The organism is Actinomadura viridis, assembly GCF_015751755.1.
Taxonomy (GTDB): Bacteria; Actinomycetota; Actinomycetes; order Streptosporangiales; family Streptosporangiaceae; genus Spirillospora; species Spirillospora viridis.
Map to the genome: position 1 here is coordinate 3,898,399 of NZ_JADOUA010000001.1, position 19,007 is coordinate 3,917,405.

At 72.8% G+C, this 19,007-nt stretch carries 15 protein-coding genes; 12 read left to right on the forward strand and 3 right to left on the reverse strand.

The genetic code is table 11. The features are described from left to right. Nucleotides 1-139 precede the first annotated feature (139 nt). The 8 genes from nirB to IW256_RS17635 all read left to right on the forward strand — a co-directional run bounded on the left by nirB (nucleotide 140) and on the right by IW256_RS17635 (nucleotide 9,503). Nucleotides 140-2,689 (forward strand): nitrite reductase large subunit NirB, encoded by a 2,550-nt coding sequence (gene nirB, locus IW256_RS17600; RefSeq protein WP_231403823.1) that lies wholly within the window; start codon nucleotides 140-142, stop codon nucleotides 2,687-2,689. Further along, entirely contained in the window at nucleotides 2,686-3,105 is a 420-nt protein-coding gene (nirD, locus tag IW256_RS17605; RefSeq protein WP_197012023.1) for a nitrite reductase small subunit NirD, read from the forward strand. The genes nirB and nirD overlap by 4 nt, the downstream gene beginning before the upstream one ends. Beyond that, on the forward strand, nucleotides 3,089-4,279 hold the full coding sequence (locus IW256_RS17610; protein WP_197012024.1) for a uroporphyrinogen-III synthase: 1,191 nt from the start codon (nucleotides 3,089-3,091) through the stop codon (nucleotides 4,277-4,279). The genes nirD and IW256_RS17610 overlap by 17 nt, the downstream gene beginning before the upstream one ends. Then, complete coding sequence (locus IW256_RS17615) at nucleotides 4,272-5,021, forward strand: sirohydrochlorin chelatase (protein ID WP_197012025.1); 750 nt, start codon at nucleotides 4,272-4,274, stop codon at nucleotides 5,019-5,021. Before IW256_RS17610 ends, IW256_RS17615 begins: the two co-directional genes overlap by 8 nt. A 110-nt stretch (nucleotides 5,022-5,131) precedes the next feature. Next, on the forward strand, nucleotides 5,132-5,941 hold the full coding sequence (locus IW256_RS17620) for a VOC family protein (protein WP_197012026.1): 810 nt from the start codon (nucleotides 5,132-5,134) through the stop codon (nucleotides 5,939-5,941). 216 nt (nucleotides 5,942-6,157) lie between these two features. Beyond that, nucleotides 6,158-7,285, forward strand: coding sequence for a hypothetical protein (locus IW256_RS17625; protein WP_197012027.1), 1,128 nt, complete (start codon nucleotides 6,158-6,160; stop codon nucleotides 7,283-7,285). Nucleotides 7,286-7,436: 151 nt separating this feature from the next. Then, nucleotides 7,437-8,414 carry an ATP-binding cassette domain-containing protein gene (locus IW256_RS17630; protein ID WP_197012028.1) on the forward strand — a complete coding sequence of 326 codons (978 nt, stop codon included), beginning with the start codon at nucleotides 7,437-7,439 and terminating at the stop codon, nucleotides 8,412-8,414. A 183-nt stretch (nucleotides 8,415-8,597) separates the two neighbouring features. Further along, the gene (locus IW256_RS17635; protein WP_197012029.1) at nucleotides 8,598-9,503 is read left to right on the forward strand and encodes an ABC transporter permease; all 906 of its coding nucleotides are present in this window, start codon (nucleotides 8,598-8,600) and stop codon (nucleotides 9,501-9,503) included. 122 nt (nucleotides 9,504-9,625) lie between these two features. Here IW256_RS17635 and IW256_RS17640 read toward each other — a convergent pair whose 3' ends face one another. Then, complete coding sequence (locus IW256_RS17640; protein WP_197012030.1) at nucleotides 9,626-10,975, reverse strand: RNA polymerase sigma factor; 1,350 nt, start codon at nucleotides 10,973-10,975, stop codon at nucleotides 9,626-9,628. A 216-nt stretch (nucleotides 10,976-11,191) separates the two neighbouring features. After that, nucleotides 11,192-12,382: an AMP-binding protein gene (locus tag IW256_RS17645; protein ID WP_197012031.1), complete on the reverse strand. Its 1,191-nt coding sequence runs from the start codon at nucleotides 12,380-12,382 to the stop codon at nucleotides 11,192-11,194. Between the two features lie 123 nt (nucleotides 12,383-12,505). Between IW256_RS17645 and IW256_RS17650 the strand changes: the two genes are divergently transcribed. Next, nucleotides 12,506-13,414 carry a 1,4-dihydroxy-2-naphthoyl-CoA synthase gene (locus IW256_RS17650; RefSeq protein WP_197012032.1) on the forward strand — a complete coding sequence of 303 codons (909 nt, stop codon included), beginning with the start codon at nucleotides 12,506-12,508 and terminating at the stop codon, nucleotides 13,412-13,414. Between the two features lie 150 nt (nucleotides 13,415-13,564). On the opposite strand, the gene IW256_RS17655 is transcribed toward IW256_RS17650, so the two are convergent. Beyond that, a complete protein-coding gene (locus tag IW256_RS17655; RefSeq protein ID WP_197012033.1) occupies nucleotides 13,565-14,884 on the reverse strand; it encodes a VldE C-terminal domain-containing protein in 1,320 nt (439 codons plus the stop codon). Between the two features lie 350 nt (nucleotides 14,885-15,234). On the opposite strand from IW256_RS17655, the gene IW256_RS17660 reads away from it, so the two are divergent. The 3 genes from IW256_RS17660 to menD all read left to right on the forward strand — a co-directional run bounded on the left by IW256_RS17660 (nucleotide 15,235) and on the right by menD (nucleotide 18,996). Then, a complete protein-coding gene (locus tag IW256_RS17660) occupies nucleotides 15,235-16,218 on the forward strand; it encodes an ArsR/SmtB family transcription factor (protein ID WP_197012034.1) in 984 nt (327 codons plus the stop codon). A gap of 178 nt (nucleotides 16,219-16,396) precedes the next feature. Next, nucleotides 16,397-17,329: an o-succinylbenzoate synthase gene (locus IW256_RS17665; protein WP_231404885.1), complete on the forward strand. Its 933-nt coding sequence runs from the start codon at nucleotides 16,397-16,399 to the stop codon at nucleotides 17,327-17,329. After that, complete coding sequence (gene menD / locus IW256_RS17670) at nucleotides 17,326-18,996, forward strand: 2-succinyl-5-enolpyruvyl-6-hydroxy-3-cyclohexene-1-carboxylic-acid synthase (protein WP_197012036.1); 1,671 nt, start codon at nucleotides 17,326-17,328, stop codon at nucleotides 18,994-18,996. The genes IW256_RS17665 and menD overlap by 4 nt, the downstream gene beginning before the upstream one ends. Nucleotides 18,997-19,007 lie beyond the last annotated feature (11 nt).

A 19,007-nucleotide genomic window follows, 5' to 3' on the forward strand; every position in this document is an offset into this window, starting at 1 on the left:
CTTATCAGGAAAGTCGAAGTGAAATTCCGCGGCCCGGATTGCGAGATGACCACGATTCGATGTCGACGTGAGCGTCTTTTAACACGCCGGTGACAAAGGGGACGCAACCGCGAAACGGCCCCTGCTGAGGATCGGCCCCATGAACGACGGAGGGGACGAACCCATGGAGCTGGTCGTCGTCGGCCATGGACCGGCCGGGCACCGGCTCGTCGAGGCCCTGCGCGAGCGCGACACGGCCGGCGCGTGGCGCGTGACGGTGATCGGTGAGGAGACCCGCCCTGCCTACGACCGGGTGGCGCTCACCTCCTACCTGACCGAGGACGCCGACCTGGCCTGCCCCGCGCATGACGAGGACGTGGAGCTGCTGACCGGCGACCCGGTGACCGCGATCGACCGGGACGCCCGGACGGTGCGCACCGCGTCCGGGCGCGAGGTCGGCTACGACGCGCTGGTGCTGGCCACCGGCTCGGCCCCGTTCGTGCCGCCGGTCCCCGGGCACGACCTGCCGGGCGTGTTCGTCTACCGCACCATCGACGACCTGGACGCGCTCCGCGCCCACTGCACCGACCTTACAGCGTCAAGGCCCGCGGCCGGAGTGGTCGTCGGCGGTGGGCTCCTCGGCCTGGAGGCGGCCAGGGCCCTCCAGGGCCTCGGCGTCGACACCCACGTGGTCGAGGTCGCGCCCTGGCTGATGCCGCGCCAGCTCGACGAGGGCGGCGGGGCGATGCTCCGGCGGCACATCGAGGCCCTGGGCATGAAGGTGCACGCCGGGACGCCGATGGCGGGCCTGGAGCCCGGCCACGACGGCGGCGTGGCACGGGTCGCGCTCTCCGACGGGACCTCGCTGGACGCCGGCGTGGTGGTCTTCTCGGCCGGCGTCCGCCCGCGCGACGCCCTGGCCCGCGGGTGCGGCCTGCCGGTGGGGGAGCGCGGCGGCGTCATCGTGGACGACACCTGCCGTACCGAGGACCCCGCGATCTACGCGATCGGGGAGTGCGCCCTGATCGGCGGGCAGGTCTACGGGCTGGTCGCGCCGTGTTTCAGCATGGCCGAGGTGGTCGCCGACCGGTTGCTGGCACGGGCGGCGGGCACGCCGAGCCCGGCCCGTTTCGAGGGCGCCGACCTGTCGACCAAGCTCAAGCTGATGGGCGTGGACGTGGCCAGCTTCGGCGACCCGTTCGCCGGGCCCGAGCAGGGCGCTTTGGACGTCACCTACACCGACCCGGTCGCCGGGATCTACAAGCGGCTGGTGGTCAGCGACGACGCCCGCACCCTGCTGGGCGGGGTGCTGGTCGGCGACGCCGAGTCCTACCCGGCCCTGCGCGCCTACATCGGCGCCGAGCTGCCCGGATCGCCCGAGCAGGCGCTGTTCGGCGGCACCGAGGCGGCCGGCGGCGACCTGCCGGGCGGCACCGTGATCTGCAGCTGCAACAACGTCACCGCCGAGACGATCCGGTGCGCGATCCGCGACGAGGGCCTGACCGACATCGCCGGGATCAAGGGCTGCACCCGGGCCGGCAGCACCTGCGGCAGCTGCGTCCCGCTGGCCAAGAGGATCCTGGACGCCGAGCTCACCGCGGCCGGGATCGAGGTCAGCCGGGCGCTGTGCGAGCACTTCGACCACAGCCGCGCCGAGCTGTTCGACATCGTCCGGGTCACCGGCATCACCACCTTCACCGGGCTCATCGAGGCCCACGGCCGAGGCCGGGGCTGCGACATCTGCAAGCCCGCGGTGGCCTCGATCCTGGCCAGCCTGGGCAACGGCCACATCCTCGACGGCGAGCAGGCCGCGCTGCAGGACACCAACGACGCCTTCCTGGCCAACATGCAGAAGAATGGCACCTACTCGGTGGTGCCGCGGGTGCCCGGCGGCGAGATCACCCCGGAGAAGCTGATCGTGATCGGGGAGGTCGCCCGGGAGTTCGGCCTCTACACCAAGATCACCGGCGCGCAGCGGATCGACCTGTTCGGCGCCCGGGTCGAGCAGCTGCCGCTGATCTGGAAGCGGCTGGTGGACGCCGGATTCGAGTCCGGCCACGCCTACGGCAAGGCGCTGCGCACGGTGAAGTCCTGCGTCGGCTCCACCTGGTGCCGGTACGGCGTCCAGGACTCGGTCGGCATGGCGATCAAGCTGGAGCTGCGGTACCGGGGCCTGCGCGCCCCGCACAAGCTCAAGTCCGCGGTGTCGGGCTGCGCCCGCGAGTGCGCCGAGGCCCAGGGCAAGGACTTCGGGATCATCGCGACCGAGCGGGGCTGGAACCTCTACCTGGCCGGCAACGGCGGGATGCGCCCGCGGCACGCGGACCTGTTCGCCACCGACCTCGACGACGAGACCCTGGTCCGCTACATCGACCGGTTCCTGATGTTCTACATCCGCACCGCCGACCGGCTGCAGCGGACCGCGACCTGGCTGGAGGGCCTGGAGGGCGGCCTGGACTACCTCCGCGAGGTGATCGTCGAGGACCGGCTGGGCCTGTGCGCGGAACTGGACGCCGCCATGGACCGGCACGTGGGCTCCTACTCCGACGAGTGGCGCGACACCCTCGGCGACCCGGCCAAGCTCAGCCGCTTCGTCTCCTTCGTCAACGCACCCGACACCCCCGATCCGAGCATCGTCTTCGAGTCCGAGCGCGATCAGATCAAACCGGTCCTGGTGACCGGTCCACGGCTGGAGGTGGCCGCACGATGACCACGACGCCCGACCTCGTTCTCACCAGGGAACCCGCCGCGCCGCCCCGCGGCTCCGGCACCCGCGCCACGACGCGCTGGCACGACATCTGCCCGTTCACCACGCTGATGCCCGAACGCGGCGCCTGCGCGATGGTGGAGGGCGTCCAGGTGGCGCTGTTCCTCACGTTCGAGGGCGAGCTGTTCGCGACCTCGAACCTGGACCCGTTCAGCGGCGCGTACGTGATCTCCCGCGGGATCCTGGGCACCCGCGGCGGCGCCCCCACCGTCGCCTCGCCCATGTTCAAGCAGGTCTTCGACCTGCGCACCGGAGCCTGCCTGGACGATCCGGACGTCACCCTGCGCACCTTCCCGGTCCGCCGGAATCCCGACACCGGCCGCGTGGAGGTGGCGCTGCCCGATGAACACCGAGAGTGAGCCCCTCGCCGGGTTCGCGGTCGGAGTGACCGCGGCCCGCCGCCACGAGGAACTGGCCACGCTGCTGGAACGGCGCGGCGCCCGGGTCGTCAACGCTCCCGCGATCCGGCTGATCCCGCTGTCCGACGACGCCGAGCTGCTGCACGCCACCCAGGAGTGCATCCAGAGCCCGCTCGACCACGTGGTGGTCACCACCGGGATCGGGTTCCGGGCCTGGCTGGAGACCGCCGACGGGTGGGGGCTGCGCGACGGCCTGATCGAACGGCTGTCCCAGGTGGACATCCTGGCCCGCGGGCCCAAGTCGCGCGGCGCGATCCGCCAGGCCGGGCTGCAGGAACGCTGGTCGCCGGACTCGGAGAGCTGCGCCGAGGTGCTCAAGCACCTGCTGGAGAAGGACCTGGCCGGCGCCCGGGTCGCGGTGCAGCTGTACGGGGAGGAGCTGCCGGAGTTCTCCGACGCGCTGCGCGCCGCCGGCGCCGAGGTGATCGAGATCCCGGTGTACCGGTGGTCGCGGACCGACGACTCCACCCCGCTGCGCCGCCTGGTCGGGCAGGCGGTGGCGGGCACGGTCGACGCCATCACCTTCACCTCCTCGCCCGCGGTGGCCGCGACCCTGGCGGTGGCGGCCGAGGACGGCCTGGAGGAGCCGCTGATCGAGGCGCTGCGCACCCATGTGGTGGCGGCCTGCGTCGGGCCGGTCACCGCGCAGGCCCTGGTGGAACGGGGCGTGCCGACCGTCCAGCCGGAGCGGGCGCGGATCGGGGCGCTGGTGCGGGCGCTGGTGTCGGACCTGCCGCGGCGGCGGTCGCGGCTGCTGGAGGTCCGGGGGATCGCGCTGGAACTGCGCGGCCACGCCGTCGTCCTGGACGGCCAGCTGCGCCCGATCGCCCCGGCGCCGATGGCGATCCTGCGGGCGCTGGCGCGCCGTCCCGGGCACGTGGTGTCCCGGGCGGAGCTGTGCGGGGTGCTGCCCAGCCGGCTGATCGTGGGCGGCACGCCCTGGTCGCGCGACGGCCGCCCGCAGGCCGACGAGCACGCGGTCGAGATGGCCGTCGCCCGGCTGCGGCGCGGGCTGGGGCGTTCGGGGATCGTGGAGACGGTGGTCAAGCGCGGGTACCGGCTGGCGTGCGACCCGCGGCTGGTGGAGACGGCGCGGGCGGGGTCCGGTGGGTGAACCGGCGCTGCTGGCCGTCGCCCACGGCACCCGCGATCCGGCCGGTCCGGCGACCGTGCGGGACCTGCTGGACCGGGTGCGCGCCCGCCGGCCGGGGCTGCCGGTGAGGGAGGGGTACGCCGAGCTGGCCGCGCCGTCCCTGGAGGAGGCGGCGCGGGGGGACGAAGGCCCGGTGGTGGCCGTCCCGCTGATGCTGGCCCGCGGCTACCACGCTCTGATCGACATTCCCCGGCGGGTGGAACGCCTGCGGCCCGGGGCCGTGACGGCCGGTCCGCTGGGGCCGCATCCCCTGCTCGCCGCCGCCCTCGCCGACCGGCTGGCGGCGGTGCCCGAGGGGGTTCCGGGCCCGTCGGACGCGGTGGTGCTGGGCGCGGCGGGCTCCTCGGACCGGGCGGGCGTCGCCGACGTCCGCGCCGCCGCCAGGCTGCTGTCGCGGCGGCTGGGGCGGCCGGTGCCGTACGGGTTCGTCGCGGCGGGCGGCCCGGCGCTGGCCGACGTGGTCGCCGAGCAGCGGGCGCGCGGCGCCGGGCGGGTCCTGGTCGCCTCGTACCTGCTGGCGCCGGGGCACTTCCACGAGCGGATGCGCGCGGCGGGCGCCGACCACGTCAGCGCGCCGATCGGCGCGCACGACGCCGTCGCCCGGCTGGTCCTGCGCCGGTACGACGAGGGCGGGACGGTCACCCGGATCCCGGCCCGGATCGCCAGGGCGGTCTCCGCCGGCGCGGAGATCACCGTGGCCTGAGCGCCCGTGGGCGGCCAGGGCTTGTGCGGAGGCTGCCCGGGCCTTTACCGGCCGCGGCCTAGGCTTCAGGTAGCCGCGGACTGGACGGAGCGCGAGGACGGAGCCGGGACATGCCGGACAGACGTTCGTACGAGCCGGGCACCCCCTGCTGGATCGACCTCGGCACCCCCGACATCGCGTCCGCCAAGGCGTTCTACGGCGGCCTGTTCGGCTGGTACGCGCTGCCCTCGCCGCCGGTGGCGGGCGGCTACACGATGATGACGCTCGGCCCGGACGACGGCCGTCCCGTGGCGGCGCTGATGCCGCAGACGGTCGAGGGCGAGCCGGTGGCGTGGACGACCTATGTGAGCGTCGCCGACCTGGACGCGGCCGTCGGCGCGGTCCGCGCCGACGGCGGCCAGGTGCTGCTGGAGCCGATGGACATCCTCGACCAGGGGCGGATGGCGATCTTCGCCGACTCGGTGGGCGCGGTGCTGGGCGCCTGGCAGCCGCTGGCGTTCCCGGGCGCGGGCGTGGTGAACGAGCCGGGCGCCTTCTGCTGGAGCGAGCTGGCCTGCCGCGACGTAGGCGCGGCGCGGGCGTTCTACGGCGAGGTCTTCGGCTGGCGCGGCGAGCCCCACCCGGTCGGCGGTTCCGCCGAGACCCACACCGAGACCCACACCGAGACCTACACCGAGTGGAGCGTTCCCGGCGGTGCGCCGTTCGGCGGGATGATCCGGATGGACGAGCGGTGGCCGGCGGAGGTCCCGCCGCACTGGTCGGTGTACTTCGCGGTGGCCGGCTGCGACGAGGCCGCCGCCCGCGCCGCCGAGCTGGGCGGCGCGGTGCGGATGCCGCCGACCGACATCCCCGCGGGCCGTTTCGCGATGCTGAGGGACCCGCAGGGCGGGGACTTCTCGGTGATCCGACTGTCCGGCTGATCTCTTTTCTCCCGGGATCCTCTTCGTGTCACACCGCCGCTGAAAAAGGTTCGCCGCGTTCGCGCGCCTGTCCGAGTCCGGTCATTGCGGGCGATTCCAGGAATCAATCAGTTAGCATGCAATCTCCACCACGAAGACCGTGGTCGAGTTCGTGAGACCTGCGAAAACGCGTCCCTGTCGGGCGTCGTTCACATGCCGCTCCGGTGCACACCCGGCATGTCATCACTCATTGCCATGCTACCCACGATCGATCAATCGATCCTCTTGCATCCCGATTCTCCCATGCTCCAGGTAATGGTTGACGCGACGAAAGGAGATATTGTGTCCAGTGGCGATGAAATCGAAGCAGGGCGAACGACGACGGCGGAGTCGACGACCTATCTCATAGGGGCGATTCCGTCAGAGCAGGATGTCGACTTCAACGGCACCGCCATCCTTCACGTTCGCCCACAGGATGGCGATCTCCGCCCGAAGAACACCCTTCATGGAATCCAGGGGGTCGGATCGAACCCCATACCTCCCGGTGGGGTCCAGGGCGGTACGGGCGTCATCGGGCAAGGCGGGCTCAATCGCGGCACCGGTGTGCACGCCGTCGCCGGCGGCGGCGGGACCGGCCTGCACGCGCAGGGCGGCGCAGGAGGAGTGACGTCCTCGATCACGCAGCACCGGGCGGGGCCTGGGCTGCGATCCCAGGGCGGCACCGTCGACATCGACTTTCTCACCGAGGATGACCGCAGCCCACAAGGCCCCGGCGTCATCGCGTCGGCCGGCGGGTCCTCGCAAATCCCCAAGCCCGCAGAGACGGGGAATGTCGGCGTGTTCGGGCAGGGGGCCGACGCCGTCGCTCACACCAGGCGCGTGGACAGCACTTCGCCCCCGATCCTCCTTGGCCCGGAGTACGCGGGTGCCGGGATACTGGGGCGAGGTGGTATAAACCGGGGAAACAATGGCGACCCGGACGCGCCCGTCGTGGACCTCGGCGGTGGCGCCGCCGGTGTCGTGGGCATCTCCGGCGGCACTCCGATGCCGACGCCACAGCAATTCAGGGATATGGGCGTGCTCGGGGTCTCATCGACGAGCAGCGGCGTGTCAGGCGTATCGGACTCCGGACCAGGGGTATCCGGTGACTCCACCGAAGACCGCGGTGGCACTTTCGGTTCGGTCAAGGCCCCGCAACTTCATCTCCGCCCTCATGACGCTCGATCGCCGTCGGATGTCGGCGGCACGCCCATGCCGGGAGATTTTCTGGTGACGCAGACGACCAACGAACGCGGCGACAAGATCGCCAGCCTGTATTTCTGCACCTCCACATCGCCTGGCATCTCGTGGATCAAACTGGCTTAGAGCGTGCCCCTCGCCCCCGGCCGTGACGAGAGAAGTCCCTCGGCGTAGCGCTGGGACACGGGAGGCATGGCCGCCTCCTTGGCGATCCCTTGGTGGAGGGACAGGCGCCGGTGCCTCCGACGTGGCATTTACTGGGAGTGAGGGAGGGCGTATGTCGGACGATGGTCTGGCCGTACGGGTCGACGGCCTGGTGAAGCGATTCGGCGACATGGAGGCCGTGCGGGGGATCACGTTCGGTGTCGAGACCGGCGAGATCTTCGGGTTCCTCGGCCCCAACGGCGCCGGCAAGTCCACCACGATCAACATGCTCTGCACGCTGCTGCGCCCGACCGCCGGAACGGCGCGGGTGGCCGGTCACGACGTGGTGCGCGAGCGCGACGACGTGCGCCGCAACATCGGGCTGGTCTTCCAGGACCCCACCCTGGACGGTTACCTCAGCGGTGAGCAGAACCTGCGCTTCCACGCCGAGCTGTACGGCGTTCCGCGCCAGCTGACGCGCGAGCGCATCCGGCAGGTCCTGGAGATGGTGGGGCTGTGGGAGCGCCGCCGCGATCTGGTCCGGTACTACTCCGGCGGCATGAAGCGGCGCCTGGAGATCGCCCGGGGCCTGCTGCACTCGCCGCGGGTGCTGTTCCTGGACGAGCCGACCGTGGGGCTGGACCCGCAGACCCGCTCGTCGATCTGGGAGTACATCCGGGAGCTGAAGCGGGCCGAGCAGATCACGATCTTCATGACGACCCACTACATGGAGGAGGCGGAGTTCTGCGATCGCATCGCGATCATCGACGCGGGCCGGATCGTGGCGCTGGACACCCCCGAGGCCCTCAAGGCGGGGATCGGTGAGGACCGGGTGCGGATCGGCACCACCGACGACGATGCCGCGATCGCGGCGCTGGCGGACCGGTTCGGCGTGGCGGCGGGGGTGTCGGAGGGCGCGGTGACGTTCGCGGTGCCGTCGGGGGAGCGCTTCGTGCCCCGGTTGTTCGCCGAGCTGGGCGTGCCGATCGAGTCGGTGAACGTCTCCCGGCCGTCGCTGGACGATGTGTTCATGTCCTTCACCGGCCGGACGATCCGGGACGCCGAGGGGTCTTCCCGGGACCAGATGCGCCTGGCCATGCGGGGAAGGTGAGCGCGCCGGCCGGCGGGCGCGCCGGACGGCTCCGCCGGGGCCCCTTGCGCGGCGAGGGGGTGCCCGGACGCGGCGGCGCCGGGTTGACGTCCGCACGGGCACGGCCGGACAGTGGTCTTAGCGGCCCGGTCACGGCCGGTGTGCACGGGCCGCGCGCACCCCGGGCGGGGGAAGGGGGCGACGATGCGGAGCACCACGCGGGCACCGGAACGGGAGAGGGCACCGGCCGGCGCCGCCGTGGTCCGGGTGCACGTCCCGCCGCGCAGCGTCCGGCACGACCTGCGCGCGGTGAGGATCGTCCTGTACCGGGAGCTGCTCAGGTTCTGGCGGGACCGGATGCGGATGGTGTCGGGGCTGGTCCAGCCGGTGCTGTGGCTGCTGGTCATGGGCACGGGGCTGTCCAGCCTGATGGCCACCGGCGGCGGCCCGATGGGGCACGTGGACCTGAAGACGTTCATCTTCCCGGGCGTGTGCGCGATGTCGGTGATGTTCACCGCGATGTTCTCGGCCTCGTCGATCGTCTGGGACCGCGAGTTCGGGTTCCTGCGCGAGATGCTGGTGGCCCCGGTCAGCCGGGCCGCCATCGTGGTCGGCAAGTGCGTCGGCGGGGCGGTGGTGGCGACATTGCAGGGCACGGTGATCGTGGCGATGGCCGGCCTGGCCGGGGTGCCCTACGATCCGCTGCTGATCCTGGAGATGCTGGGCCTGATGTTCCTGGGCGCTCTCGCGCTGACCGGGTTCGGAGTGGTGCTGGCGGCGCGGATCCAGACCATGCAGTCGTTCTTCGGCGTCATGCAGATGGCGATGATGCCGATGATGTTCCTGTCGGGGGCGCTGTACCCGCTGAGCGGCCTGCCCACCTGGCTGAGCGTGCTCACCCGCCTGAACCCGCTGACCTACGCCGTGGACCCGTTGCGGCAGGCGGTGTTCAGGCATCTGCAGGTCTCGCCCGAGCTGGCCCGCGTCTTCAACCCGGGCGTCACCTGGAACGGCTGGCGGGTCCCGGTGGGTCTGGAGATCCTGCTGGTCGTGGTGATGGGCATCGGGCTGATGACCGTGGCGATCCTGGAGTTCCGCCGCGCAGAGTGACCGGCCGGTGCGCCCTTCGTGCGGCGCTGTGGAACGGCGCTCAGCACGGGACCCGCCGGCGTTTCGCCGGCGGGTCCCGCGTCCGCGCTCTCGCCCGTCACCGCGCCGCGGGGGGACTGCCCTCAGACCGCGAAGTCCAGGAGCGGGCGTGCGTTGCTGGGGTGCCGCAGCTTGGAGAGGGACTCCTTCTCCAGCTGGCGGATCCGCTCCCGGGTGAGCCCGAGCGCCCTGCCGATCTCGTCGAGCGTGCGGGGCGTGCCGTCGTACAGCCCGAACCGCATCGCCATGATCCTGGCCTCGCGCGGCGACAGGATGTCCAGCGTCCGCCGCAGCTGGTCGGCCATCAGCTGCCGGTCCACCAGCTCCGACGCCTCCGGGCTGTCGGTGTCCTCGATCAGGTCGCCGATCCGGGTCTCGCCGTCCTCGCCGATGGTGGAGTCCAGGCTGATCGGCTGCCGGCTGGTGCGCAGCAGCTCGCGCACCTGCTCGGGGCTCTTGTCCAGCTCGACCGCCAGCTCCTCGGGCGTGGGCTCGCGGCCCAGCCGCTGGTGCATGTCGCGCTCGACGCGGCTCAGCTTGCTGAGCATCTCCAGCACGTGCACCGGCAGCCGGATGGTCCGGGCCGAGTCGGCGAAGCCGCGCTGGATCGCCTGCCGGATCCACCACATGGCGTAGGTGGAGAACTTGTAGCCCTTGGAGTAGTCGAACTTCTCGACCGCGCGGATCAGCCCCAGGTTCCCTTCCTGGACGACGTCCAGCAGCGACAGCCCGCGGTCGGAGTACTTCTTGGCGACCGAGACCACCAGGCGCAGGTTGGCCTCGAGCATGTGGGCCTTGGCCCGGCGCCCGTCGGCGGCGACCCATTCCAGGTCGGCGCGCAGGTCGGGGGCCGGGTCCTCGTTCTGGAGCTTGTACTCGGCGTAGAGCCCGGCCTCGATCCGCTTGGCCAGGTCGACCTCCTGCTCGGCGGTGAGCAGCTGGCGGCGGCCGATGGCCTTGAGGTAGGTGTGGACCGAGTCGCCCATCGTGGTGGACTGGTCGTCCAGGTCGGCCGCGGTCTCCTCGACCTCGACCTCGGCGACCTCGAAGGTGTCGTCCTCGGCCGGGGCCGCGTCCTTGGCCTCGGCGGCGCGGCGGGCGGAGCCCTTGCGGGCGGCGGGGGCCTGGTCGGCCCGTGCGCGGGAGCCGGCGGCGGCCCGCTTGGCGGCGGGGGCGGGGGCGGCCGTGACGGGGTCGGCGGGCCCGGCCGCGGCCGGGCGGGCGGACTCGTCCTCGCTGGCCAGGCGGATGCCGGACTCGGAGAGTTCACGCAGGATGGAACGGCCTTGCGACGGGCTGATCCCGGCGGCCTCGAAGGCCCGGCGCACCTCGACGAGCGAGAGGCGCCCTTGAGCACGGCCACGCTCCAGGAGGTCGTCGAGCGCGGGGCTCGCCTGCTCCTGCAGCGGGGTCTCTACGGCGGTTCGCGGCATGGGGACACCCCCTCCCTTCGGGCTGTGGCGCGGCGCGGGGACGATGTGCGGTGGTGGCGCACGCATTATTCGGAACGCCTCCGGGCCGGGTCGTTGTTCCCAGGGGCCGGTATCAAGCCTCCCACAAGCGACAATGACCCCGGACAGAGGACCCGAATCCAGGACATTCATGGCTGCCTTGAGGGCAGGGCGGGGCCATATCGAGGGCGGGGCCGTTCAGGAAGCCGGGGAACCCCCGGCGCGGCGCAGCAGCCCGCGGTCGGGCTTGCCGGACGCCAGCAGCGGGATGGCCGGCCGCAGCTCCAGCTCCCGGGGCGCGGCGCAGGCGGGCATCCGCTCGCGCACCCAGGCCCGCAGCTCGTCCAGGGACGGCGCGGGCGTGCCGCCGGGGACGACGACGGCGGTGACGCGCTCCCCCCACTCGGGATCGGGGCGGCCGACCACCACGACGTCCCGGACGCCGGGGTGGCGGGCCAGCACCGCGGCGACCTCGCCCGCGACGACCTTCTCCCCGCCGGTGTTGATCACGTCGTCGGCCCGGCCGCGCACCCGCAGCAGGCCGCCCTCCATGGCGCCGAGGTCGGAGGTGACGAACCACTCGCCCTCGCGCACCGAGGCGGTGAGCCCGGGATCGCGCCGGTACCCGGTGAACAGCGACGGGCCCGCCAGGCGGATCCGGCCGTCCGGGCCGACCGCGACGCGCGTGCCGTCCAGCGGCACCCCGTCGTAGACGCACCCGCCGCAGGTCTCGCTCATGCCGTAGGTGGTGAACACCCGGGCCCCGCGCGCGCGTGCCTCCGCCAGCAGCGCCGGGGACGCGGCGGCGCCGCCGAGGACGAGCGCGCCCGGTTTCGACAGGTCCACCCCGGCGTCGATCATGCGCCTGAGCTGGGTCGGGACCAGGGCCACGTGCATGCCCTCGGCCGAGCCGGCGGCGGCCGGGTCGAACCGGGGCGCGATCACCGGCTCGGTCCCGGCCACCAGGGACCGGACCAGGACCATGATCCCGGCGATGTGATCGGTGGGCAGCCAGCACAGCCAGCGGTCGCCGGGCGCGGCACCGATGCGGGCCAGGGTGGCGGCGGCCGAGTGCCGCAGCGCCGCGGCCGAGAGCTCGACGATCTTGGGGGTGCCGGTGCTGCCGGAGGTGGCGATGAGCACCGCGGTGCCGGCGGCCACGGGGACGCGTCCGCCGCCGTCACGGGAGCCGGGCCGGTACGGCCGCACGCCCTCCCCGGTCTCGACCGCGTCCGGTGCCAGGGCCTCCAGGAGCGCGTCGCGCGCCGGGCCGGGCAGATCGGGTGAGACGGGGCAGATGGCGGGGCCGGTGCCGTCGAGGGCGGCGGCCAGCGCCCCGTACAGGCGCCGGCCCGGCGGAAGCACCAGGGCGTGCAGGCGGCGGTCCATATCGCGATCAGCGTAAACGACCCCGCTGAACATGTTCGAATCGGGGAGGCGGTTGAATGGGGGCGGCGCCGAGGCGGCGACCCGCTGGACGTGCCGGACCCGAGGGAGAGGACCCACGACGACATGGCCGACAAGGTCTCGGACCTGTTCGACGCTCACGCCTGGAAGGAGATGGAGGGTTTCGGCTTCACCGACATCACCTACCACCGGGCCGTCGACCAGGGCACGGTGCGGATCGCCTTCGACCGCCCCGAGGTGCGCAACGCCTTCCGCCCCAACACGGTGGACGAGCTGTACCGGGCGCTGGACCACGCGCGGATGTCCTCCGACGTCGGCTGCGTGCTCCTGACGGGGAACGGGCCGTCGCCCAAGGACGGTGGCTGGGCCTTCTGCTCGGGCGGCGACCAGCGGATCCGTGGCAGGGACGGCTACCGGTACGCCGAGGGCGAGACGGCGGAGACGATCGACCCGGCCCGGGCCGGGCGGCTGCACATCCTGGAGGTGCAGCGGCTCATCCGGTTCATGCCCAAGGTCGTGATCTGCGTGGTGCCCGGGTGGGCGGCCGGCGGCGGGCACAGCCTGCACGTGGTCAGCGACCTGACGCTGGCGAGCCGCGAGCACGCCCGCTTCAAGCAGACCGACGCCGACGTGGCCAGCTTCGACGGCGGGTTCGGATCGGCGTACCTGGCCCGGCAGGTCGGGCAGAAGTTCGCCCGCGAGATCTTCTTCCTCGGGGACACCTACGACGCCGAGGCCGCGCACCGGATGGGCATGGTCAACGCGGTGGTGCCGCACGCCGAGCTGGAACGCACCGCGCTGGAGTGGGGCCGCAAGATCAACGGGAAGAGCCCGACGGCGCAGCGGATGCTCAAGTACGCCTTCAACATGATCGACGACGGGCTGGTGGGCCAGCAGCTGTTCGCGGGCGAGACCACCCGGCTGGCCTACGGCACCGAGGAGGCGGCCGAGGGGCGTGACTCCTTCCTGGAGAAGCGCGACGCCGACTGGTCGCGTTTCCCCTGGTACTACTGAGTTCGCACTACCGAGTTCGCACCGCTGAGCCCGCACTGCTGAGCCCGTACCGCCGATCCCGTACCGCTGACGCCGTACCGCTGACGCCGTACCACCGGGTTCTCGCCGGGGACGCGGGGCCGGGTCCCGCCCGGGCCCCGCGTCCGGCGGTCAGCCGACGGTGCCGGGCTGAGCGGAGAGCAGGACCTGGCCCCAGCCTCCGGAATCGACGGCTCGTGCGGCACTGATGTCGGACCCGTTGCCGTTGTAGGCGTTGGTGTCGATGTAGTGCGCCATCGAGCCGTCCGGCCGGTGGCCGAGGTAGACCCCGCCGCCGGGGGACAGCAGGTGGTCGTAGGTCTGCCAGGTCGCGGGGCGGAGCTGGTACGGGTTCCAGCTGCCGGCGCCCATGATCTGGTACGACAGCAGCCGGCCGTCGGCGGTGGTGCCGAGGATCCAGTCGGGGCGGGGCCCGGCGGCGGTGAGCGTCTTCAGCGTGAAGCCCTTGCCGATCGTGGTCCAGCCGGTGATGTCGCCCAGGGCCGGCTTGGCGGTACCGATCGTGTAGCGGCGCAGCACGCCGTCGGCGATCCCGTACAGGTGGCCGTTGCCGTCATAGGCGAGCAGGTCGTGGCTCCAGCCTCCGTCGTCGAGCCGTACCGGCGGGTTGAAGACGAGCGAGTCGTTGTTGGTGATGACATCCACCCGGTAGAGCTCGCTCGTGTCGGAGGTGAACAGGATCGTGTTGAAGTTCAGGGTGGCCATCGCCACGGGCGTGAAGCCGAGCTTCGCGCCGGAGACGACCGCCCCGTGGGTACGGCGCCCGGTCGCGCCGTCGACGGAGGTGAAGGTCAGGCGCCCGTCCGGGAGAACGCCGTAGACGTTGGCGGGACCCGACGGGGCGGACCACCAGGTGGTCTGCTTGCGCGCTCCGGCCCAGCCGAAGCTGACGTGGATGTGGTCGGTGTGGGGGTTGGACCCGCTGTAGGACTGCCATCCCGAGGACGCCTCGTAGGCCTTCCAGATCCGGCGGTTCCAGATGATGTACATGACGCCGAGGCGGCGCGCCATGGCATGCCGGTTGCCGTACTGGTCGGTGGCCAGCAGCCATGACAGGACGTCGTCGGCCACGGCCCGGTCGGCGCCGTCGTTCACGTCGAGCATGTAGTCCAGCGCCCGGCCCTCTTTGTGCTCGCTCGTGCCGCCGACGTCGCAGGCGCGGGTGATGTAGGCGGTGTGCGAGCCGTAGGCGCGGTTGAGGAGGTCACGGAACCCGGACACGCCCGGCTTGGCGACAGGATCACAGGTGTCCTGGCCGTCGTAGCCGGCGTAGCCCTCGATTCCGGGACCGAAGTTCGGTGTTCCGGGTGCCGCGTGGGCGGGCACCACGCCCAGCGACAGCACCGTCACGAGGGCGAGCGCCACCACGCTCGACCCTTTGGCGAACATCGCGGCACGGGTCGCCACCCGTCCGTGGCTCGTTCCGACCATGAACTTCCCTTCTCGCGGGGTATGGGGGTTCGGCGCCTTTCTGTTTCTCGCTCGGATTTCCGGATGCCGCGTGCCGTCCCGCTCGCGATGGGCACGCCTTTCCGGAGGGACTGAAAGGGGAGGCTGCTTGACCCGGCACCAGCCGACAACGCCTTTCAGCCACCGCTGAAATGGCGGGAGGGGCCATCGCGCGACGCGGCCCGGATATCACGGAACGTGCCGCCCGTCGAGCCGGACCGCACCGGCAGGAGAGGGGCGGACACCGGCCGGATCCCTCTGCGAAGATCACCCGGTCGGTGGAGCCTGAACGCGAGCCGCGCCGCGGGTCACGCGCGGTTTCCGGGAGCGCCATGCTGCGGATTCACTTCGGTTTCGACGATCTCGCACGGACGCGGGTCGGCGCGCGTCCCCACGCCATGTGGGAGATCGTGCTGAGCGTCCAGCTGCTGCAGAACCGCGAAGGGGCGTTGCTCTTCGACGGCTGGCGCCGCACCGTGCGCGACAGGGTGCAGTCCTGGGTGCGCCCCCTGATGACCCTGGCCCCGCACGCCACCTACTTTCCGGACTTCCTCACCCCGGCCGGATCGGCGGGCTCACCGGAGGAGGACATCGAGGCCGTCCTGGCCACACCGCGCGCCCGTGTCCGCGCCGAACTGGAATTGCTCGGCGCGCAACGCCGCCTGCCGGAATGGACCCGCGGGCTGGCCGCCGGTGACCTGCGGGTCATCGAGGGGGTGGGGCACGCGCTGCGCTCCTATCACGACGCCGTGCTGCGGCCGGAATGGTCCTTCGTGGAGGCGCACATCGAGGCGGACAGGGCCAGGAGGATGCGCGCATTCGCCGAGGGCGGCGTCGAGGGCCTTCTCGGCAGCTACAGCCCCTTGCTGCGCTGGAACCCTCCCATTCTGGAGGCCGACTATCCGGTCGACAGGGAACTGATGCTGGAAGGGCGGGGGCTGTTGCTGCTGCCGTCGTATTTCTGCTGCCGCGCTCCCGTGACCCTCGTCGATCCCGAGCTGGCACCCGTCCTGGTCTACCCGGTCGCGCGTGACATCCAGGACGGCCTTTCCGGCCCCGGGGGCGAGTCCCTCGCCGCCCTGGTCGGCCGGAACCGGGCCGCCATCATGAAAGCGATAGGGGATGGCTGCAGCACGACGGAACTCAGTCGCAGGGCGGGCACCTCGATCGCTTCGGCGAGCCAGCACACGGCCGTTCTCCGCGAAGCCGGGCTCGTCACCACCCAGCGCAACGGAAGCGCGGTCCTGCACAACCTCACCCCGTTGGGCTCCGAGCTGCTCTCGGCATCGGAGCATCCGGACGCGCCATCCCGGTGACGCCCCGCCCGCCTTCCGGCTCGCACGCGGTGGCCGCCCGGGGAGCGGCGGTCCGGGAGCGGCGGTCCGGGGAGCGGTGGTCCGGGGGGCATCCCCATCCGGTACGTTCAGCCGTACCACTAATTGTTCGCGAAGCGTACGGCAGGGGGTTCGGCGGGTGCGGGTCTACTCCATCCCGATGCGGACGCGGTTCCGGGGCATCACGCGGCGCGAGGGCGTGCTCGTCCACGGCCCGGCGGGATGGGGTGAGTTCTCCCCGTTCGCCGAGTACGGCCCGGCCGAGTGCGCCCGGTGGCTGGCCGCCGCCCGGGAGGCCGCCCATGACGGGTGGCCCGCTCCGCTGCGCGACCGCGTCCCGGTGAACGTGACCGTCCCGGCGGTCGGCCCCGAGACGGCGCACGCGATCACGGCCGCCTCCGGCTGCCGCACGGCCAAGGTCAAGGTGGCTGAGCGCGGCCAGGACGAGGCCGAGGACCTGGCCCGGGTGGAGGCCGTCCGCGACGCCCTGGGGCCCGCCGGCCGGATCCGCGTCGATGTCAACGGGGCCTGGGACGTCGACACCGCGGCCCGGATGATCCGTACGCTGGACCGTTTCGACCTGGAGTACGCCGAGCAGCCCTGCGCGTCGCTGGAGGAGCTGGCGCGGGTACGGCGGCGGGTGGACGTGCCGGTCGCCGCGGACGAGTCGATCCGCCGCGCCGAGGACCCGCTGAGGGTCCGCGCCGCCGAGGCGGCCGACATCGCGGTGCTGAAGGTGCAGCCCCTGGGCGGGGTGCGGGCGGCGCTGCGGGTCGCCGAGGCGTGCGGGCTGCCGGTGGTGGTGTCCAGCGCGGTGGAGACCTCGGTCGGGCTGGCCGCGGGCCTGGCGCTGGCCGCCGCCCTGCCCGACCTGCCGTTCGCGTGCGGGCTGGCGACCCTGTCGCTGCTGGAGGACGACGTCGTGGCCGATCCGCTGCGCCCGGTGGACGGGGCGATAGAGGTGCGCCGGCCCGAGGTGGACGAGGCCGCGCTGCGCCGCGTGGAGATCGAGGACGGCGGCTGGCCGGGCCGGGTCGCCGCCGCGGCGGAGTTCCTGGACGCCCCGCCGGTGATCGGAGCCGTGGGCCGATGAATCCCGCCACCGCGCTGGCCACGGTGGTGGTCGACGAGCTGCTGCGGTGCGGCATGACCGAGGTGGTGCTGGCGCCCGGGTCCCGTTCGGCGCCGCTGGCGCTGGCGCTGCACGCCGCCGAGCAGGCCGGTCGGGTCCGGATGCACGTGCGGATCGACGAGCGCTCGGCCGCGTTCCTGGCGCTGGGCATGGCGAAGCGTTCGGCCCGCCCGGTCGCGCTGCTGTGCAGTTCGGGGACGGCCGCGGCCAACTTCCACCCGGCGGTGGTGGAGGCGCACGAGTCCGGCGTGCCGCTGATCCTGATCACCGCCGACCGTCCGCCCGAGCTGCGCGACACCGGCGCCAACCAGTCCATCGACCAGCTCAAGCTGTTCGGGACGGCGGCGCGCTGGAGCTGCGAGATCGGGGTCCCCGAGAACCGGCCCGGCATGGTGGCCTACTGGCGGTCGCTGATCAGCCGTGCCTGGGGCCTGGCGCTGGCGCCCGAGCCGGGGCCGGTGCACCTGAACGCCGCGTTCCGCGAGCCGCTGGTCCCCGACGGCGACGACACCTGGTGCGAGCCGCTGGACGGCGACGCCACCGGCGCCTGGACCAAGATCCGCGCGGCCACGCCGGGGTCGGTGCTGCACGTGCCGCCCACCCGCCGCGGCGTCCTGGTGGTCGGCGACGGCGCGAGCAACGTCAAGCGGTACGTGGCCGCGGCCTCGATGGCGGGCTGGCCGGTGCTGGCCGAGCCCAACGGCAACGCCCGCTACGGCGACCACGCCCTGTCCTCGCACCACTTCCTGCTGGGCGTCCCGGAGTTCGTCGAGCGGCACCGCCCCGAGGTGGTGGTGACCCTCGGCAAGCCGGGCCTGTCCCGGCCGCTGCTGTCGCTGCTGCGGCGGGCGGAGGAGCACATCGTGCTGTCGCCGGGGCTGGCGCGCTGGCCCGACCCGGTCCGCTCGGCGACCCAGGTCGCCCAGGACGTGGAGATCCCCGTGGTGTCGGGCGACGACGCGTGGCTGAGGTCGTGGCGGGCGGCCGACCTGGCCGCCGCGGCGGCCGTGGACGCGGTGCTGGACGCCACCCCCGAGGTCACCGAGCCGCGGCTGGCCCGCGACCTGGTCGCCGGGCTGCCCGGCGGCTCCCTGCTGTTCGCCGCGGCCAGCATGCCCATCCGGGACCTGGACCAGGTGATGCGCCCGCGCCGCGGCATCCGGATCATGGCCAACCGCGGCGCGAGCGGCATCGACGGGCTGGTCTCGACCGCGATCGGCGCCGCCCTGGCGCACAGCGGGCGCGCCTACGCGCTGCTGGGCGACCTGTCGTTCCTGCACGACCAGAACGGGCTGATCATCGGCCCCGCCGACCGCCGTCCCGACCTGGCCCTGGTGGTGGTGAACAACCAGGGCGGCGGGATCTTCTCGCTGCTGCCGCAGGCCGCCCTGCGCGGGCCGTTCGAGCGGGTCTTCGGGACGCCGCACCGGGTGGACCTGGCGGCGGTCGCGGCCGCGCACGGCGTCCCGCACCGCCTGCTGGAGTCGGCGGCCGACCTTCCGAAGGCGATCGCGGGGGAGGGGCTGCGGATCGTCGAGGCCCGGACCGACCGTGAGGCCAACGCGGCCCTGCACGCCGAGATGCGGAACGCGGCGCACCTGGCCGTCCGGGAGTACCTCGCCGGCTGAGCGGCCGAGCG

What these genes read in the sequence shown, in the direction of transcription:
- nirB (WP_231403823.1), top strand. Translation starts at nt 140, where the DNA reads ATGAACGACGGAGGGGACGAACCCATGGAGCTGGTCGTCGTCGGCCAT.
- nirD (WP_197012023.1), top strand. Translation starts at nt 2,686, where the DNA reads ATGACCACGACGCCCGACCTCGTTCTCACCAGGGAACCCGCCGCGCCG.
- IW256_RS17610 (WP_197012024.1), top strand. Translation starts at nt 3,089, where the DNA reads ATGAACACCGAGAGTGAGCCCCTCGCCGGGTTCGCGGTCGGAGTGACC.
- IW256_RS17620 (WP_197012026.1), top strand. Translation starts at nt 5,132, where the DNA reads ATGCCGGACAGACGTTCGTACGAGCCGGGCACCCCCTGCTGGATCGAC.
- IW256_RS17625 (WP_197012027.1), top strand. Translation starts at nt 6,158, where the DNA reads ATGTCATCACTCATTGCCATGCTACCCACGATCGATCAATCGATCCTC.
- IW256_RS17630 (WP_197012028.1), top strand. Translation starts at nt 7,437, where the DNA reads ATGTCGGACGATGGTCTGGCCGTACGGGTCGACGGCCTGGTGAAGCGA.
- IW256_RS17635 (WP_197012029.1), top strand. Translation starts at nt 8,598, where the DNA reads ATGCGGAGCACCACGCGGGCACCGGAACGGGAGAGGGCACCGGCCGGC.
- IW256_RS17640 (WP_197012030.1), bottom strand. Translation starts at nt 10,975, where the DNA reads ATGCCGCGAACCGCCGTAGAGACCCCGCTGCAGGAGCAGGCGAGCCCC.
- IW256_RS17645 (WP_197012031.1), bottom strand. Translation starts at nt 12,382, where the DNA reads ATGGACCGCCGCCTGCACGCCCTGGTGCTTCCGCCGGGCCGGCGCCTG.
- IW256_RS17650 (WP_197012032.1), top strand. Translation starts at nt 12,506, where the DNA reads ATGGCCGACAAGGTCTCGGACCTGTTCGACGCTCACGCCTGGAAGGAG.
- IW256_RS17655 (WP_197012033.1), bottom strand. Translation starts at nt 14,884, where the DNA reads ATGGTCGGAACGAGCCACGGACGGGTGGCGACCCGTGCCGCGATGTTC.
- IW256_RS17660 (WP_197012034.1), top strand. Translation starts at nt 15,235, where the DNA reads ATGCTGCGGATTCACTTCGGTTTCGACGATCTCGCACGGACGCGGGTC.
- IW256_RS17665 (WP_231404885.1), top strand. Translation starts at nt 16,397, where the DNA reads ATGCGGACGCGGTTCCGGGGCATCACGCGGCGCGAGGGCGTGCTCGTC.
- menD (WP_197012036.1), top strand. Translation starts at nt 17,326, where the DNA reads ATGAATCCCGCCACCGCGCTGGCCACGGTGGTGGTCGACGAGCTGCTG.